The following is a 17,209-nucleotide window of genomic DNA, read 5'->3' on the forward strand; positions in this document are numbered from 1 at the left end:
GCACCGACACGAACGTCGGCCTCAGCGCCCAGCGGGAGCAGCTAGAGCGCTTCTTCTCGTCTGTCATCGACTCCTACGAGCGGATGCCGATGGAGAACCGGAAGTACGCGCTCACGGTCCTCCTGCCGACGGCGGTCCTCTTCGCCGTCAGCGTCGCTGGCGCGGTGCTGCTGCCGCTGCCGGTGCTCGTGCGGATCCCGATCTTCCTGCTCGGGCTGTTGATGCTGGTGGCGGGCCTCTTGTACCCGCGGCTCCTCGTCGAGCAGCAGCGTCGCGGGCTCGAAAACCAACTCCACCTCGTCATCACGCACCTGACGGTCCTTTCGACGACGAACATCGACCGCGTGGCCGTGTTCAGACAGCTCGGCCGCGAGGAGGAGTACGGCGAGCTCGCCGTCGAGATGCGGCGGATCACAGAGCTCGTCGACACCTGGAATCAGTCGCTCGACGACGCGCTCCGGCGGCGGGCGCGGGTCGTTCCCTCGAAGGAACTCGGCGACTTCCTCGACCGGCTGGCGTACTCGCTGAACGCCGGCCAGAGCCTCGACGACTTCCTGCTCGGCGAACAGCAGACGATGATCCAGAAGTACATCACCGTCTACGAGGGCGCGCTCGGGAACCTCGAAGTGATGAAGGACCTCTATCTCTCGATGATTCTCTCGATGACGTTCGCGATCATCAACGCGATCGTGCTCCCGATCCTCACGGGCACCGACGCCACGATGACGATCGCGGCCGTCATCGTGCTCTTCGTCTTCGTCCAGTTGGGGTTCTACTTCGTCATCCGGACGATGTCGCCGTACGACCCGCTGTGGTACCAGCAGGACGAGTACCGAACGAAGATCGACCGCCAGATCGACATCGCGCTCTACGGCGCCGTCGCGTTGAGCCTCCTTTTCATCACGATTCTGGGCGTCGGAACGATGGGCTTGACGCCGGTGGGACAGGCGGTCCAGCGGGTGATGCTCGATACACCCATCCCGGTGCTGATCGCCGCCCCGGTGACGCCGCTGGCGGTGCCCGGGCTCGTGGCGCGACACCACGAAAACGCGATCAAAGAACGCGACGAGGAGTACCCGGGCTTCATCCGGGCGCTGGGCGCCTCCGAGAGCGCGAAGCAGTCGACCACCCGCGCCGTGTTGGAGACGCTCCGGGAGAAGGACTTCGGCGTGCTGTCGCGGGAGATCGACCGGCTCTACGTCCGGCTGAACATGCGCGTCGAACCCGACCGGTCGTGGTTCCTCTTTACCGCCGAGACGAGTTCGTACCTCATCCAGAAGTTCTCCGAGATGTACCTCGTCGGCCGACAGATGGGTGGGACGCCGAAGCAGCTGGGCGAACTGATCTCGAACAACATGAACGAGGTCATCAAGCTCCGCCAACAGCGCCAGCAGAAGACGGTGACGCTCATCGGGGTCCTGTACGGCATCACCGCGTCGGCGTCGTTCTCCTTTTTCATCGGGCTGGAGATCGTCGAGATTCTCGCGACGTTCTCGTCGAGTATGAACCTCGCGCAGTTCGAGTTCGGCCAGCTGATATACGCGGGCGTCTACGACATCCCCATCATCGAGTACCTCCTCTCGCTCATCATCCTCTTCAACGCCGTCCTCTCGTCGCTGATGATCCGGATGGTCGACGGGGGCCACAAGACGAACGCCTACCTCCACTTCGTCGTCCTCGTATGGATCGGCTGTGGGAGCGCCGTCCTGACGTCGTCGCTCGCCGGGGGGCTGATCAGCGTATGACGGCGACGGGATCCGACGAGGGGACGGACCAGCGCGCCGAGCACGGCGAGGCGGCGCAGGGCCGGTCGGAGCTGCTCGAAGCCTACCGGAAGCAGAGCGGCAAGGACGAATCGGCGTCCGGCGGCGACGCGGACGGGAACGCCAAATCCAAATCCAAGGCAAAATCCAAATCCAAATCGACGGGGAAAAACCGACCCAAGACGCCCGACGGGGAGTCGATCGTCGTCGACTTCGTCGCGAACTTCGTCGCGGGCGGCGACGCCGCCTTCGACCCCGTGAAGGGACGCGTCCTGATGAGCGGGCGGCGGCTCGTCCTCGCGACCTCGGAGACCAAGACGACGGTGCCGATCACCTCGATCTTCGACATCGCGGTCGGCCAGGTGCCCCCGGAAGTCGAGGAGTTCTTCGACTACACCGTGATGGTCGGCTACATCGACGGCGACTACCGCCGGACGACCGTCATCGGCGGCGACCGCGAACTGATCGAGAAGTTCTCGCTTCTGCTCTTCCGAGCGACGCTCAACGGCTCGACGGCGCTCGTCACCCACCCGGCCAAGGTCGGCGGCCGCGTGATGGACACCCCGACTCGAAAGACCGGGCTGCACCTCGATTACGAGTCGGTCTCGTTCACCGGCGGCGACATCAAGACCGATCAGGACGAACCGTTCTCGATCGACCTCGCTTCGGTCATCTTCTTCGAGGTGATGGAGCGCACGACCGACGACGACGAGACGCTGCTCGTCCTCTCGGTCCAACACGTCGAGAACGGCCAGACCGTCACCTCCGAGATCTCGATGACCTCGCGGCGGAAGATGAACATCCTCGGGCGGTACCTCCGCTTGATCTACCACTGGATCAAGAGCGACGTCCGCGACGTCGAGGTCGAAGAACAGGAACTTGAGGTGCTCGTCGGCCTCTACTCCACCGGCGAGGACATCGATCTGGCGTCGCTGCTCGACATCGGCGAGGCCGAACTCGACGCCAGGCTCGAATCGCTCCACGAGGACGACCTCATCACCGACGAGGAGCCGCCGGTCGACCTCACCCCGCAGGGGCGGTTCATCGTCAACGAGGAGTTCGAGGACATCAACGTCTGAACGGCGAAAAACGTCCGTGTACCGACCGCCCCCTCAGCGCATTTCGTCGAGCGGGACGAACGCGTCGGCGTCGGCCGAGAACCACGCGTCGACGTGTTCACAGCAGCTCTCGCGCCGCGGATAGACCGTACACCGGTCCGGTCGCCGCTCGTAGCGGACGACGACGCAGCGAAGCTCGAATCGGCCGTCCGGCGTCCGTACCGCGGAGTGCTCTGCGTGCGGCGCCGAACTGCGACTCTCTGGGGGGCCGGAAGGATCGGACATCTCAGTCCACACCCGTAGCCAGGCTTCGGACGTATTAAACTACTACTGTCGGCGAGAAACCCCGGCGGGCACCGCACCGGCCCGCGCGGCGGCCGGCGCGCGATGGCGCGCTCCCGGCCGTTCGACAGTATCAAGTGGGCCGGAGCGCCAATGACTCGGAGAGAATGGTAGACCCGACTTCCGAACTCGGAGAAGACGTCGACGAAGCCGACGCTCCGGAGTGTGCGGCCTGCGGAGAGAAGATCATCCAGTCGCCGACCCACCGCGTCGTCACCTGGGTCGAGGACGGCCGCGTCGCCTCTCGCCACTTCTGTTCTCCCGAGTGCAAGGCCGAGTACGACGGATAGCGGGTCTGACGTCGCTACTCCTCGCCGGCGCGCGACCAGAAGCGATCGACGCCGTACCCGAGCATATCGGGGCTCACCGGATCGAACTCCTCGCGCTCTGTCTCGGGTAAGTACTCCCGGACGCTGTCCCACGACGCGCGAGCGTAGCGCGCGTCGATCAGCGCGCGGATGCCGACCTCCTCGGGGCCGCGGATCACGCGGCCGATCGCCTGCCGCGCCTTCCGGACCGCCGGGACGGTGAGCGCCGTCTCGAAACCGCTCCGTCCGTTCCGACCGTCCGACCCTCCGCCGCCGAACCGTCGGTCGTACGCCGTCCGGAGCGCTCGCGTCCGGGGGCTTGAGGTGTCGATCAGCGGGACGCCGCAGACGGCGGCGGCCGCGAGCCGGTCCCCGCGGTAGTCGACGCCCTCGGTGAGCGTCCCGCGGAGGCTCGTCACGAGCACCTTCGGCTCGCCGCCGAAGAACTCCACCTTGAGCGCCTCCGTCGCGTCGTCGCCGGAGGACTCGTCGAGCAGGACCGGCCGGTCGAGCCGATCGGCGAGGGCCTCGGCCATCCACGACGCCTCCCCGTAGTTCGGCATCCCGACGAGGACGTTCCCCGGCGAGCGCGCGATCTCGGCGACGGCGTCGACGTGCGCCCGCCGCGTCGGGTTCGACTCGCCCCGCCGCCCGCGGTTCTCGTGGGTGAACTTCGGGACGTCGACCGCGAAGGACGCGCGGTTCGCCGCCGGGAAAGAGAGCCCGTAGGTCCGCTCTTCGACCGGTCGGCCTCGCTCGGCGAGCGCGTCGAGGCCGGTGACCTCCCGGAAGACGTCCATCGGTTCGAGCGTCGCCGACATCAACACGCCGCCGCCGAACTCCCCGAGCCGTTCGGCGATCGCCTCGCCGGGAACGCAGTTGTGGAGCGCGAGCCGGGCGTTGTAGGCGCGGCGCCAGGAGTTTCGGGACTCGGTCTCGTCCCACGTCCGCTCCAGTTCGATCTCCCGGAAGTACGAGACGTGATCGCACCGCTTCCAGTTCGCCAGCGCGCGGCCGGCCGCGGGCGCGGCCCGGCGGACGTCCTCGTCTTCGGCCTCGTTCAGGATCCGCGCGACCACGGCGCCGACCGATTCGGCGCGGACCCACGTCCCCCCGTCGTAGCCGGCGTCGTCGGCCCACTCCGTCAGGTCGTCGACCGCGGGCGCCTCGGGGTCGCGGAGGGGGATCTCGTCGTCCTCCAGCCGCGAGAGGTCCGCCCGCCAGTCCGGGAGCGAGCGGTCGAGGTGGGCCTTCACGCGGCGGTCGATCTCCGAGCGCAGGTCCGAGACGAACGCCCTGACCTCCCGGAGCTCCCGCAGCGTCACGTCCGAGTCCGCGAGTTCGCCCCGGACGAGGTCGGCGTCGGCGCTCCCGGTCTCGCTCCCGCCCGCCGCGTCCTTCCCCGCGTCGTCGAACTCGACGGGCTGGATCACGCGCGTCAGTTCCTGTTCGGCGTCCCGGAGCGTCGTCAGGCCGACCCCGTCGCTGACGAGGTCGCGGACGCGCGGTTCGAGCATGTGCGCCTCGTCGCAGACGACGAACGTCGCGTCGTCGACGAGCGCGCCGGTGAACGAGCCGACCGTCTGCGGGTCGAACGCGTGGTAGTAGTTCCCGAGGACGACCTCGACGTGCGGGAGGACCGCGCCCATCACCGAGTGCGGGCACGTCCCGTAGCCGGCGCTCAGACGGACCAGATCGTCGGTGTCGATGTGGCCGCGGTCGGTCAGGTCGAAGGGGACCGCCTCGACCGGGTCGCCGTCCTCCGGGAGGTCGTCGAGGAACGTCGCGTAGAACGGGCAGTACTCGGTGTCGGCGTACTCGGCGGTCTCCGGGAGGAACGGCGTCGGCTCGCCGGCCGTCGACAAGTAGTCGGGGCCCTGGGTGGCCCCCGTGTCCAACAGGCCGGTCTGGGTCGCCTTCGCCTCGGAGACGAGCGTCCCCGTCGACGTCTGACCGTCTTCGCCGACGAGGTTGCGGGTCCGCTCGCGGAGCCCCTCGCAGCGGTCGTAGACGGTCTCGTCGTCGACTCCGGCGACGGTTTCGCGACTGTACGGGCAGACGTCGGCCTTGCCGACGAGCGTCAGCCCCGAGACGGGGCGCCAGTCGATCGGGAGGTTCGCGTTGATCGCCTCCAGGTCGGCCTCGAACTGGCGGAGCTGCTGCTTGACGCTCGTCAGGACGAGGACGCGCTCGTACTTCGAGTCGGGGTCGCGGACGCGGTCGATCCCCGCGGTGAGCGCGAGCATCGTCTTGCCGGTCCCGCAGGCCCCCTCGACGACCAGGAAGCCGTCGTCGTCGGCCGCGTCGATCGTGGCGTCGATGCCGTCGGCTTGTTCCGGGTAGGGCTCGTCGTGACCGAAGACCGCCTGCCAACTCACGTCGGGGACTCGCTGGGCCGCGCTCATATCGGTGTCGGTGAGTGGATCCGTCACCCTATTTGAGGGTGCGGGTGAGGGCCGAAACGCGGCGGGGACCTACTCGTATCCCGGATCGTCCTCGGGCGGATCGCCGACACAAACGACGAACGACTCGCGCGCGGGCGCGTAGACCTTCATCTCGCGTCCCTTCACGGAGTACCGGGTGCCGACGATGCGGACGAGATCGGCGTCGCGGAGGTTCTCCAGGTGGTGGCGGACGTTCTGGAGCGACGTTCCGACCGAGTCGGCGAGCTCGGAGGCGGTGGCCGAACGATCCTGGAGGGCCGAGAGCGTCGCGCGGGCCGTGTCGGAGGAGAGACAGTTGATGAGGCGTGCGGCCTCGTCGTCCTCCAGCGGGAGGACGCGGACGTCGCCGTCGTCCTCGCCGGCACGCCCGTCGGTCTCTGACGGCAGTAGCCCCGACATACCACGCGATACCGGCCTCGCTACCCTAAACGTTTCGGATTTCCGACACACATCCGCTCACGCGTGATCGGATCGATCACGCTGAAACGAAGCCGGCGGCGCCCCCACCCGCGGCTTTTTAGCCGCTCTCGCTCGGAGGGTCGGGCGATGATCACGAGCCAGCGGATGGCCGCGGTGGATCGGAACGCCGAGGCCCTCGGCGTCCCCCGGAAGCAGTTGATGGAGTCGAGCGGCAACGCGGTGGCGCGCGCGGTCCGTCGATCGGCCGACCCCGGCGCGAGGGTCGCGGTCGTCGCGGGGCGCGGCAACAACGGCGGCGACGCGCTCGTCGCGGCCCGCTTCCTCGACGACTACGACGTCGCGGTCCACCTGCTCGGCCGGCCCGAGACGATCGCGACGGGGATCGCCCGCGAGAACTGGGAGGCGCTCCGGGACGCCGAGTACGACGCCCGCGCGGTGACCGACTCGGCCGATCTCGACCTCGGCGACCCCGACGTCGTCGTCGACGCGATGCTGGGGACGGGCGTGACCGGCGCGCTCCGCGAACCCGAGGCGACGGCGGCGAGCGCGATCAACGACGCCGACGCGACGGTCGTGGCGGTCGACGTCCCCTCCGGTGTCGACGCCGACACGGGCGAGGCCGCGGGCGTCGCCGTCGACGCCGACCGGGTGGTGACGTTCCACGACGAAAAGCCCGGCCTCGACGCCGTCGACGCGGCGGTCACGGTCGCGGACATCGGCATCCCCGAGGCCGCAGAGCTGTTCACCGGGCCGGGCGACCTGCTCGCGCTCGGCCGGCCCGACCGGAGCCACAAGGGCGACTTCGGCGAGGTGCTCGTCGTCGGCGGCGGGCCCTACACCGGCGCCCCGGCGCTCGCCGCGCAGGCCGCCCTCCGGGCGGGCGCGGACCTCGTCAGGGTCGCCTGTCCCGCGTCGGTCGCCCGCGAGATCCAGGGCTACAGCGAGAGCCTCATCCTCCGACCCTACGACGGCGACCACCTCACGCCGGCGCACGTCGGCGAACTCCTCACCCTCGCGTCGGCACACGACGTCACGGTGCTCGGTCCCGGACTCGGCAGCGACGAGGAGACGCTGGCGGCCGTCCGCGACTTCCTCGACGCCTACGAAGAAACCGCCGTCGTCGACGCCGACGCCCTCGAAGTCGTCCCGACCGTCGACACGGACGCGACGCTTCTCTGTACGCCCCACCAGGGCGAACTGCGAAAGATGGGCGGCGAGACCGACGAGGACTGGCGGACGCGCGCGGACCTCGTCGCGGACTTCGCGGCCGACCTCGGCCACGTCCTGCTCGTGAAGGGCGCCTACGACGTGATCGCCGACGGCGGGGACCGGCGGGTGAATCGGACGGGGAATCCGGGGATGACCGTCGGGGGCACCGGCGACGTCCTCGCGGGCGCGGCCGGCGCGCTGGCCTGCGTCCTGCCGCCGTTCGAGGCGGCCGCCGTCGCGGCGTACGCGAACGGCTGCGCCGGGGACGCGGCGGTCGAGGAGAACGGCTACGGGCTGGTCGCGACCGATCTGATCGACCGCCTGCCCGCGGCGCTGTGGGGGGACGACGAATGAGCGACGAGCGATCGGACGCCGGCGACGGGGACGAGGAACCGGAGCTCACCCACGTCGACGAGACCGGCGACGTCCAGATGGTCGACGTCGGCTCCAAGCCCGACACGGAGCGTCGCGCGGTCGCCCGCGGGACGATCCACCTGACCGAGTCGACGATCGGCGCCATCCGCGACGACGAGATCGGCAAGGGCGACGTCCTCGCGACGGCGCGGATCGGCGCGGTCCAGGCCGTCAAACACACCTGGGAGACGATCCCGATGTGCCACCAGATCCCGATCACGAACGTCGACACCGACTTCGACGTCCGCGACGAGCGGGTGGTCCTCACCGTCGCCGTCGAGACCACGGGGAAGACGGGCTGTGAGATGGAGGCCTTAGAGGGCGTCACGACGGGACTCAACGTCGTCTGGGACATGGTCAAAGCGGCCGAAAAGGACGAAGCCGGCCAGTACCCCGACACCCGGATCGACGACGTCCACGTCGTCACGAAGGAGAAACAGCGGCCCGGCGAGTCGGCCGACGACTGATCACTTTGCCTACCGGCCGTCGAGGCTCGCCCCGGACTCGGATCCATCGCCGTCCGCGACGGGAGCGGCCTCGGTCTCCGCGTCCGGCGCGTCGGCGCGCCTGATCTCGCCCGCCTTCGCGCGGGCCTGTTCGACGATGGCGGGCCGCGCCGAGAACTCGACGAGGACCCCCTCGCCGGTGTACTCCTCCTCCCGCACGTGCCCGTGGTCGTAGAGCCACGAGACGAGGCTCATCGCGTCGTCCGACAGCGGCAGGAGGAGTCGCTCCTCGCGCCAGTCGGGGAGTTCGGCCTCGATCCGGTCTGTGAGTTCGTCGACGTTCTCGCCGGTGAGCCCCGAGACGGCGACGGGGTTCGGCGCGAGCGCGGACAGCGCCTCGCGCTTTTCCCGCAGTTCGTCGTCGTCGACGCGGTCGATCTTGTTGAGGACGGTGACGATCGGGGCTTCGTTCCGCTCGTAGAGGGTGTCGTGGCAGGTGACGAGCTTCTCGCGCATCTCCTCGATCGACTCGGAGGCGTCGACGACGAGGAGCACGAGATCGGCGCGATAGACCGAATCGAGCGTCGACTCGAAGGACTCGACGAGCCAGTGCGGCAGATCCGAGATGAAGCCGACCGTGTCGGTCAGGAGGACGTCCCGCGTCCCGGTGTCGGCGCGCCGCGTCGTCGTCCCGAGCGTGGTGAACAGGCGGTCTTCGGACTCGGCGGTCGGATCGAGATCGGGGTGGAGCCCCTCGTTCTCGCCGACGTCGAGGTCGTCGGCCAGCCGGCGCATCAGCGTCGACTTGCCCGCGTTGGTGTAGCCCGCCAGCGCCACGAGGTCGAAGCCCGACTCCCGGCGCTGCTCGCGGCGGGTCTCCTCCTTGTCGGCGATGGCGTCGAGCTCCTGTTTGATCCGCGAGATCTGGGCCTTGATGTCCTGTTCGCGGCTCTCGTCGTACTCGCCGAGCCCCATAAACCCGGGGCGCTCGTCGCGTTTGGCCAGCGACGTCTTGGCCTCCGCCCGAGGAAGCTCGTAGCGGAGCTCCGCGAGTTCGACCTGCAGTTGGGCCTTGCGGGTGTTCGCGCGCTGGCCGAAGATCTCCAGGATGAGCGTGAAGCGGTCGATCACCTCGACGCCCTCGGGGAGCTTGCCGCCGATGTTGTAGGTCTGGTACGGACCCAGGCGGTTGTCGACGATGACGGCCTCGGCGTCCGTCTCGGCGACCAGCGCCGCGAGCTCGTCGACCTTCCCCTCGCCGAAGTGGTAGGCGGCGTCCTCGTCGCGCGACTGCGAGAGCGTGCCGACGACCTCGTAGCCCGCGGCGCGCGCGAGCTCTGTGATCTCGCTCAGGTCGGCGTCGTCGCCGCCGTCGACCCGCTTCGCGACGACGACGCGACTGTCCTGGGTCATACGTTCACCGCCGGAGCGACCTCGGTGTCTGTCACCTGCACTATCTACATCCCGTAGACAGTCGACGCACTTGAACGCTACCCGCGGGAGGCCGCGGCGTCCGCGACCGACCGAGACATCGATTCACACGAGAAAAATGGCAATATTTGAAATTTGAAACTATTTATCACTTCTATTTTGTAGTAAAATTCAAATATTTACGCCATTTAGAAGAGATATCTCTATGATTCGACGCAGTGGTTCCCGATATCTCTCACCGAATGCCCTCCTCTTTGGCGCGCTCGCGACCATCTGGGGGCTGTCGTTCGTCGCCATCGAAGCCGGACTGGAAGCCGTGCCGCCGCTGTTCTTCGCGGGGGCGCGGTACGCGCTGGCCGGGGTGCTGGTCCTCGGCTACGCGGCGGTCACGCGGGAGCGGATCCGCCCCCGCGGCCGGGCCGAATGGCTGAACGTCGCCGTCGTCGGGGGGTTCCTCGTCGCGGCGTACCACGCCCTCCTGTACCTCGGCCAGGCCGCGGTGCCGGGCTCCGTCGCCGCCGTGATCGTCAGCCTCTCGCCGGTCCTGACCGCCGTCTTCGCGGCGCTCGTCCTCGACGACTCGCTGGACGCGGTCACGGCCGGCGGCTTCCTCCTCGGACTCGTCGGCGTCGCCGTCGTCGCGGACCTCGACCCCACGAATCTGCTCGGGGCCGACGCCGTCGGCATCGGCCTCCTGCTGGTCGCCGCCGCGAGCTTCGCGCTCGGATCGGTGCTGTCGACGCCGCTCCGGACGACGCTCGCGGACGTGTCGATGCAGGGCTGGGCGATGCTCGTCGGCTCGCTCGCGCTCCTGGCGGGGTCAGTCGCCACCGGCGAGTCGCCCGCCGACGTGGCCTGGACGCCGACCGCGCTCGCGGCGCTCGCGTACCTGACGGTCGCCTCCGGCGTGATCGGCTTCCTGCTCTACTTCGCGCTCCACGCGCGGATCGGCCCGAGCGAGACCAACCTCGTCGGCTACTTTCAGCCCGTCGTTGCCGCCCTCGGCGGCTGGGCGCTCCTCGGGCAGGCGGTGAGCGGGACGACCGTCCTCGGCTTCCTCGGCATCTTCGCCGGGTTCGCGCTGGTCCAGCACCGGACGATCCACCACCGCCTCGGCGGCCGGATGGGCCGGGTCGGCTTCCACCCGGACAGCCTCCGTCACCGACTCGTGCGGCGGCTCCCGCGGTCGCTCGGCTGCGGTGTCAATCGGATCTTCGGGCTGCAGTACCAGTGCCGGAGCGCGAGCGTCGTCGCCGAGTTCGGCCACGACGCCGACTGATCTTCAAACGTCTATCGTCACTCCCCGATGAAGTCGGGCTCGACGCGCTTTGCGGCGTACTCGTCTTCGAGGTGCGCGCGGAACGTCTCGACGTCGACGTCGCCCCGCTCGCGCTCCTTCCGGTCGCGGACCGAGATGGTCCCCGCCTCCTGTTCGTCGTCGCCGACGATGACCATATAGGGGACGCGGTCCTCCTGGGCCTCGCGGATCTTCCGGCCGAGCGTCCACGAGCGGTCCTCGACCTCGACGCGGAAGTCGCCGATTTCGTTTTTGACCCTGTGGGCGTAGCCCAACTGGTCGTCGCTGATCGGGAGGATCCGGACCTGCTCGGGCGCGAGCCAGAGCGGGAACTTCCCGTCGAAGTGCTCGATGAGGACCATGAAGAAGCGCTCGTAGGAGCCGTACAGCGCGCGGTGGATCATCACCGGGCGGTGCTCGGCGTTGTCCTCGCCCGTGTAGGACAGCTCGAAGCGCTCGGGCATGTTGAAGTCCAGTTGGACCGTCGGGCCGTCCCACTTCCGACCCAGGGCGTCCTCGAAGGCGAAGTCGATCTTCGGGCCGTAGAAGGCGCCGTCACCGGGTTCGAGGTCGTAGTCGATGTTCTGGTTCTCGAGGACGGACCGGAGCTGGGACTCGGCCTGCTCCCAGATCTCGTCGCCGCCGACGGACTTCTCCGGGCGCGTCGCGAGCGCGACGTGGGCGTCGAGGTCGAAGGTCTCCAGCACCTCGTAGATGTGGTCCATCACCTGATTGACCTCCGCCTCGATCTGCTCGGGCCGGCAGAACAGGTGGCCGTCGTCGATGGTGAACGACCACACCCGCGAGAGCCCCGAGAGCTCGCCGCGCTGTTCCTTCCGGTACACCTTGCCGTCCTCGAAGTACCGCACGGGGAGGTCCCGATACGACCACGACTTCTGGTCGAAGATGGTCGCGTGGCCCGGACAGTTCATCGGCTTCAATCCGTACTCCTCGTCGTTGACGTCGAGCAGGAACATATCGTCGACGTAGTTGTCGTAGTGGCCCGACTCCTTCCACAGCTCCGTCCGGAACAGGTGCGGCGTCTCGACGGGGTCGTAGCCGGCGTCGAGGTTCAGACTGCGGGCGTACTCGGAGAGCTCGTCGAGGATCCGCTTGCCGTTCGGGTGATAGAGCGGGAGCCCGGGGCCCGTGATGTCCGGGATCGAAAAGAGGTCGAGCTCCTGGCCGAGCTTGCGGTGGTCGCGCTCTTTGGCCTCCTCGCGGCGTTCGAGGTACGATTCGAGGTCGGACTCGGACTCGAAGGCCGTCCCGTAGACGCGGGTCAGCGTGTCGTTGTCCTCGTCGCCGCGCCAGTACGCCGAGGAGATGTTGAGCAGCGTCACGGCGCCGATCTCGCCGGTCGAGTCGACGTGCGGGCCCTGACAGAGGTCCTCGAAGTCGCCCTGGACGTAGAAGGAGACGGGGTCCTCGCCTTTGGCCTCGGTCTCCAAGATGTCGCGCTTGTAGGGGTTGTCGGCGTACGTCGAGAAGGCCGCCTCGCGGTCGCGGAGCTCCCGCTCGATCGGGAGGTCCTCGTCGATGATCGCCTCCATCTCGTCTTCGATCTCCGCGAGGTCGTCGGCGTCGAGATCGACGTTGGTGACGTCGTAGTAGAAGCCCTCGTCGGTCGGCGGCCCGATCGCGAGCTTGGCCTCGGGGTAGAGGCGCTGGAGCGCCTGGGCGAAGACGTGCGCCGCGGAGTGGCGGAGCACGCGGAGGTACTCGTCGCTCTGGTCCGTCACGATGACGACCTCCGCGCCGTTGTGGACGGGGTCGGCCTTGTCGACGAGTTCGCCGTCGACGACGCCCGCGACCGTGTCCCGCCCCAGCCCGGGACCGATCTCGTAGGCGACGTCCTCGACGGTCGCGTCCTCCGCGACGGAGAGTTCCGAGCCGTCGGGGAGGCTGACAACGATTTCGCTCATACGCGTTGGGAGTGCGAGCGCACGAATAAGTGTTTTCGAGTCGGTGGAGAGGCGGGCACGGGACGACTGTCGAGGCTGATGAGAGTGATCACTATCAGAGCGGCGGGGCTCCGCGGCGACGGGTGCGCGAAAGGGCCCGTGGGAGCCAGAACGCGCAGCGACGGCGACCGCGTCGGATCAACAGATCGCGTAGTACGGGTAGAGCTCGCCCTCCTCGGTGATCTCGACGTGGACGTTCCCGTAACACGCGCTCGTCTCGACGGTGACGCGCTTCGTGGTGCTCAACGCCGTCGCGACGATCCGGAACGACTCGATGCCGTCGGGGTTCGCCTCCGCGAGGTTGTAGACGAGGCGTTCCGCGCCCGGCTCGACGGTGTAGGTCCCCTCGTGGACCGTCTCGTTGGTCGCCAGCCGAACGACGCGAAGGCGGATCTCGACGCTCCGGTTCCACCGGTTCTCCAGGTTCACTTCCGTGTCGGCGTCGGGAACCTCCGAGGCCCGCTCGGTCGAGGTCCACTCGTCGGTGGGCGTCGCGCCCGGCGTCGGATCGGGCGTCGGCGTCGGGCTTCCCGACGGCGCGGCGTCGGTCGGCGTCTCGGTCGGCGTGGCCGAGTCGGTGCCGGACGACGGCGCGCCGCCCAGACAGCCGGCGGTGAGCAACAGGAGCGCGAGGGTCGCCGCAACGGCGCTGGCGCGTCGCATACGCGGACACACGCGGCAGGACGGAAAGGCCCTTGTGGAGACTCATAGTGATTACTCTCGTTTCTTACCGCCGAACGCCGTTACCGGGGGTGGCGTTCGGCGGTAAACTGTGAGAGTAATCACTATCAAACGATCGCTGTACCGCCCTACGCGTACTCGGCCTTCACGTCGTCGGCGTAGGCGTCCGCCAGCCGCGTCGGCTCCGGGAGCTTGTAGCCGTCACAGAGCCGCCCCACCAGGTCGGCGGCGGTCCCGACCGCGACGCGGTGGCCGGGGCTGACGTAGATCGGATTGACGACCGGCCGGGTGTCGTACTGCCGCGACTGGAGCGCGTGGCCGATGACGGTGCCGTCCGCGGCGTTCTCCACCGAGTCGTCCGCGCGGATCGGCGTCCGCCAGCCCTCCGGCCGCTCGTCGAGGTCGTCGTCAGGCGCGCCACAGAGCAGGCCCTTCGCGACGCCGATGCTCGGGACGTCGAGCGTCGCGCCGAGGTGCGTCGCCAAGCCCGCCTGTCGGAAGTGGATGCGACCGCTGCCGTCGAAGACGACGAGGTCGGGGTCGGCGTCCAGTTCGGCGAACGCGGCGAGGATCGGACCGCCCTCGCGGAAGGAGAGCAGGCCCGGAATGTACGGGATTTCGAGGTCCGTCACCGCGTGGGCGCGTTCGACTACCTCGTCGCCGCGGCGGACGACCGCGACGCTCACGGCGCGGTCCTCCAAGAACGCCTGGTCGACGCCGGCGACGAGCGGGCGCTCCGTCGAGTCGCCTGCGGCCTCGGCGAACGTGCTGTCGCCGCGCGCGGAGACTCGTTCGGGGGCGAACTCGAAGTCGTCCTCCCAGACGGCGGCCGCGGCGACCTCGCGCTGGAGCGCCTCCATCTCCGCGCGGCTCGCGTCGGGGTCGGGGACGAACTCGGGGCGGACGGGCTCCATCTCAGGGTCGCCGTCCGGGGCCGCCCGGACCACCGGGGCCGCCGGGGCCACCCGGGCCACCGGGACCGCCGCCGCCACCGAACTGGAGGGAGTTCGGGACGCCGACGCGGCCCTTCACGCGGGCGCCGTACGCGAGGCCGACGATCAGCCCCCCGAGGTGCGCGAGGTGGGCGACGTTGCCGCCGACGACGCCGACGCCGCTGGCGGCGCCGAAGCCCGCGACGATGCTGAACGCCGCGAAGCCGAAAGTGAGCACCCACAGCGGCATCGGGATGATGAAGTAGAGGTACACCTTGAGGTTCGGATTCAGCACCGTGAGCACGCCGAGCACGCCCATAATCGCGCCCGAGGCGCCGACGACGCCCGCGCCGAACGGGCCGACGGTGAGGAGCGTCGAGAACACCTGGGCGAGTCCGGCCACGATCCCCGCGCCGAAGAAGAGCGCCGTGAAGCGCCTGGTGTCGAGGTACTGCTCGACGACGGGGCCGAAGAAGTACAGCGCGATGCTGTTGAACGCGATGTGGGTGAAGCCGCCGTGGGCGAAGATCGAGGTGAGCCACGTCCAGACGTACTCGACGTGGCCCGGCGAGAGGACGAACGTGGCCTGCCAGAGCGCGCTCCGCGGTCCCGCGCCCAGGAGGAAGGGAAAGACGAAGTACTGGAGCGCGAAGGTGATCCACATCGCGCCGAGGAAGACGTAGCTCATGTTCCCGCGGAAGTACCCGAGCGGGCCGCCGGTGCCGAACAGCCGCTCTCTGAGCCCCGCGGACGAGGACCGACCGCCGCGGTTCTGGACGGAGTCGTCGAAGCCGCTGTCGAAGACGCCGGAGGGGTCGTTCCAGTCGTTGAGGCCCGGACAGTCGTGGTTCTCCGGGAGGCGGTGTTCAGCACAGAACGTGTCCCCGCACCGGCGGCACTGGTACGGCATGTTCTCGTGCTTCCCGCACTCGTCGCAGGTAGCCATCACTCCTCGTAGTCCCGGCGCAAGTAAAAACGGTTCCCCTCGGCCCGTCCGCCGGCCGCCACCGGGCCGTCCCGAACCCGTTCGCGGCAACGGTTTTGGCCGCGGGGAACCGACGGGTCCGCGTGACGGGACTCGAATCACACGAGGTGCCCGAGGAGGTCGATCCCGAGGGGTGGACGCTCCGGGTCACCGGGGCGGTCGACAGCCCGCTCGACCTCGACAGGGCGGACGTGGCGGCGCTTCCGGCCGAGACGTTCGAGGAGGACTTCGAGTGCGTGGAGGGCTGGACCGCGGCCGACCTCACCTGGCGGGGCGTCCGCGTCGGAGCCCTCATCGATCGAGCCGATCCGACGTCGGCGGCGAGCCACGCGCTCGTCCGGGCGATGGACGGGGAGTACGCGTGCTCCTTCCCGATCGAGAGGCTCGCGACGGCCGTGCTCGCGACCGAACTCGACGGCGAGGCGCTGCCGGTCGAACACGGCGGACCGGCGCGGCTCGTCCCCACCGAGTCCGGCACGGACTGCTGGGAGCAGATCAAGTGGGTCGCAGAGATCGAGCTCCGCGAGTCGGAGCCGAGCGACGGGGACACGGCGAAGGAGCTTGCGCTGTCGCGGATCGACTCGTAGTGAGTACTCTGAACCGGGGCCTCAGGACGACTTGTCGGCGGCGCGCTCTGTGTCCTCGTCCGCCGGAGCCTCGTCCGCGTCGCCGGCGCCCGGATGATTGCCGGGGACGACCGTCGGGTGCGCGACGCCGAAGCGCGTGGTTTCGGCTGACATCACGTCCGTATCTTGTGCGCACGCACCCAAAAGATTACCCATACGCATAACACATCGCGGCGAGCGGGCGGTATTCTCAGCAGTTATGGCTCGGCGTCGAACGGGTGGCGAAAGAACGGGGGTCGAAATCGGTGTCGGACTCGGAGTCCGAGTCGGTGTCGGAGTCGGGGCCAGACTACCCGAAGTGCTCTTCGTAGAGGTCCATCGAGTGCTCGATGGCGTCCTTGGCCGCCGCGGCGTCCTCCCAGCCGAGGGTCTCGGTCTCTTTGCCCTCCTCGAGGTTCTTGTACGTCTCGAAGAATTCGGAGATCTCGGCCTTCTGCTGATCCGAGAGGTCCTCGACGTCCTGGACCTCGTCGTAGCGCGGGTCCTCGTCGGGGACGGCGATGACCTTGTCGTCCTGCTCGCCGTCGTCGTCCATCCGCATCAGGGCGACGGGGCGGGCCTCGATGACGCAGCCGGGGAACGTCTGGTCCTCGACGAGGACGAGGATGTCGAAGGGGTCCTCGTCGTCGTAGTACGTCTGCGGGAGGAAGCCGTAGTCCGAGGGGTAGTGGACGTTCGAGTGGAGCACGCGGTCGAGGACGACGCCGGGGACGTCCTTGTCGTACTCGTACTTGTTCCGCTCGCCCTTCAGGCACTCGACGACGGCGTACACGACGTCCGGCGCGTCCGGTCCCGTTTCGAGGTCTTCCCAGAGGTTCGTCATACCTACTACGTCACCGAACGAACAAAAAGTCCTTTCGCATCGCCGTTGGGCCGGAGGCCCTGTGAC

The 17,209-nt window shown here is 68.7% G+C and carries 17 protein-coding genes; 7 read left to right on the top strand and 10 right to left on the bottom strand.

Features of this window, described 5'->3' with window-relative positions:
• The first annotated feature begins 83 nt into the window (after nucleotides 1-83).
• The gene (gene flaJ, locus ACQUQ0_RS01885; protein WP_435183035.1) at nucleotides 84-1,745 is read left to right on the top strand and encodes an archaellar assembly protein FlaJ; all 1,662 of its coding nucleotides are present in this window, start codon (nucleotides 84-86) and stop codon (nucleotides 1,743-1,745) included.
• Nucleotides 1,742-2,842 (top strand): CheF family chemotaxis protein, encoded by a 1,101-nt coding sequence (locus ACQUQ0_RS01890; RefSeq protein WP_435182807.1) that lies wholly within the window; start codon nucleotides 1,742-1,744, stop codon nucleotides 2,840-2,842. Before flaJ ends, ACQUQ0_RS01890 begins: the two co-directional genes overlap by 4 nt.
• A 33-nt stretch (nucleotides 2,843-2,875) precedes the next feature.
• Here ACQUQ0_RS01890 and ACQUQ0_RS01895 read toward each other — a convergent pair whose 3' ends face one another.
• A complete protein-coding gene (locus ACQUQ0_RS01895; protein ID WP_435182810.1) occupies nucleotides 2,876-3,106 on the bottom strand; it encodes a DUF7511 domain-containing protein in 231 nt (76 codons plus the stop codon).
• A gap of 164 nt (nucleotides 3,107-3,270) precedes the next feature.
• Here ACQUQ0_RS01895 and ACQUQ0_RS01900 point away from each other — a divergent pair, with 164 nt between their 5' ends.
• On the top strand, nucleotides 3,271-3,453 hold the full coding sequence (locus tag ACQUQ0_RS01900; RefSeq protein ID WP_372388216.1) for a DUF7576 family protein: 183 nt from the start codon (nucleotides 3,271-3,273) through the stop codon (nucleotides 3,451-3,453).
• 14 nt (nucleotides 3,454-3,467) lie between these two features.
• Here ACQUQ0_RS01900 and ACQUQ0_RS01905 read toward each other — a convergent pair whose 3' ends face one another.
• Nucleotides 3,468-5,876 carry an ATP-dependent DNA helicase gene (locus ACQUQ0_RS01905; protein WP_435183036.1) on the bottom strand — a complete coding sequence of 803 codons (2,409 nt, stop codon included), beginning with the start codon at nucleotides 5,874-5,876 and terminating at the stop codon, nucleotides 3,468-3,470.
• A 69-nt stretch (nucleotides 5,877-5,945) separates the two neighbouring features.
• Nucleotides 5,946-6,314, bottom strand: coding sequence for an ArsR/SmtB family transcription factor (locus tag ACQUQ0_RS01910; protein WP_435182813.1), 369 nt, complete (start codon nucleotides 6,312-6,314; stop codon nucleotides 5,946-5,948).
• A gap of 147 nt (nucleotides 6,315-6,461) precedes the next feature.
• Here ACQUQ0_RS01910 and ACQUQ0_RS01915 point away from each other — a divergent pair, with 147 nt between their 5' ends.
• Entirely contained in the window at nucleotides 6,462-7,898 is a 1,437-nt protein-coding gene (locus ACQUQ0_RS01915; protein WP_435182815.1) for an NAD(P)H-hydrate dehydratase, read from the top strand.
• A complete protein-coding gene (gene moaC / locus ACQUQ0_RS01920; RefSeq protein ID WP_435182816.1) occupies nucleotides 7,895-8,425 on the top strand; it encodes a cyclic pyranopterin monophosphate synthase MoaC in 531 nt (176 codons plus the stop codon). The genes ACQUQ0_RS01915 and moaC overlap by 4 nt, the downstream gene beginning before the upstream one ends.
• Before the next feature lie 9 nt (nucleotides 8,426-8,434).
• Here moaC and hflX read toward each other — a convergent pair whose 3' ends face one another.
• Nucleotides 8,435-9,817 (bottom strand): GTPase HflX, encoded by a 1,383-nt coding sequence (gene hflX / locus ACQUQ0_RS01925; RefSeq protein WP_435182818.1) that lies wholly within the window; start codon nucleotides 9,815-9,817, stop codon nucleotides 8,435-8,437.
• 223 nt (nucleotides 9,818-10,040) lie between these two features.
• On the opposite strand from hflX, the gene ACQUQ0_RS01930 reads away from it, so the two are divergent.
• Nucleotides 10,041-11,114, top strand: coding sequence for a DMT family transporter (locus ACQUQ0_RS01930; protein WP_435182820.1), 1,074 nt, complete (start codon nucleotides 10,041-10,043; stop codon nucleotides 11,112-11,114).
• Between the two features lie 17 nt (nucleotides 11,115-11,131).
• Here the strand turns inward: ACQUQ0_RS01930 and thrS are convergent, their stop codons facing one another.
• The 4 genes from thrS to ACQUQ0_RS01950 all read right to left on the bottom strand — a co-directional run bounded on the left by thrS (nucleotide 11,132) and on the right by ACQUQ0_RS01950 (nucleotide 15,655).
• Nucleotides 11,132-13,057, bottom strand: a complete 1,926-nt coding sequence (thrS, locus tag ACQUQ0_RS01935) for a threonine--tRNA ligase (RefSeq protein ID WP_435182822.1) — start codon at nucleotides 13,055-13,057, stop codon at nucleotides 11,132-11,134.
• A gap of 177 nt (nucleotides 13,058-13,234) precedes the next feature.
• Nucleotides 13,235-13,759 (bottom strand): hypothetical protein, encoded by a 525-nt coding sequence (locus ACQUQ0_RS01940; RefSeq protein WP_435182823.1) that lies wholly within the window; start codon nucleotides 13,757-13,759, stop codon nucleotides 13,235-13,237.
• Between the two features lie 146 nt (nucleotides 13,760-13,905).
• Nucleotides 13,906-14,691: an endonuclease V gene (locus ACQUQ0_RS01945; protein ID WP_435182825.1), complete on the bottom strand. Its 786-nt coding sequence runs from the start codon at nucleotides 14,689-14,691 to the stop codon at nucleotides 13,906-13,908.
• Between the two features lies 1 nt (nucleotide 14,692).
• Nucleotides 14,693-15,655, bottom strand: coding sequence for a rhomboid family intramembrane serine protease (locus ACQUQ0_RS01950; RefSeq protein ID WP_435182827.1), 963 nt, complete (start codon nucleotides 15,653-15,655; stop codon nucleotides 14,693-14,695).
• 122 nt (nucleotides 15,656-15,777) lie between these two features.
• Here ACQUQ0_RS01950 and ACQUQ0_RS01955 point away from each other — a divergent pair, with 122 nt between their 5' ends.
• Complete coding sequence (locus tag ACQUQ0_RS01955) at nucleotides 15,778-16,281, top strand: molybdopterin-dependent oxidoreductase (RefSeq protein ID WP_435182828.1); 504 nt, start codon at nucleotides 15,778-15,780, stop codon at nucleotides 16,279-16,281.
• Between the two features lie 21 nt (nucleotides 16,282-16,302).
• Here ACQUQ0_RS01955 and ACQUQ0_RS01960 read toward each other — a convergent pair whose 3' ends face one another.
• Nucleotides 16,303-16,434, bottom strand: a complete 132-nt coding sequence (locus ACQUQ0_RS01960) for a hypothetical protein (protein WP_435182829.1) — start codon at nucleotides 16,432-16,434, stop codon at nucleotides 16,303-16,305.
• 175 nt (nucleotides 16,435-16,609) lie between these two features.
• Entirely contained in the window at nucleotides 16,610-17,143 is a 534-nt protein-coding gene (locus ACQUQ0_RS01965) for an inorganic diphosphatase (protein WP_372388194.1), read from the bottom strand.
• Nucleotides 17,144-17,209 lie beyond the last annotated feature (66 nt).

The sequence above is a fragment of the Halobellus sp. EA9 genome, from assembly GCF_051195055.1.
In the GTDB taxonomy this organism is placed as follows: Archaea; Halobacteriota; Halobacteria; order Halobacteriales; family Haloferacaceae; genus Haloquadratum; species Haloquadratum rubicundus.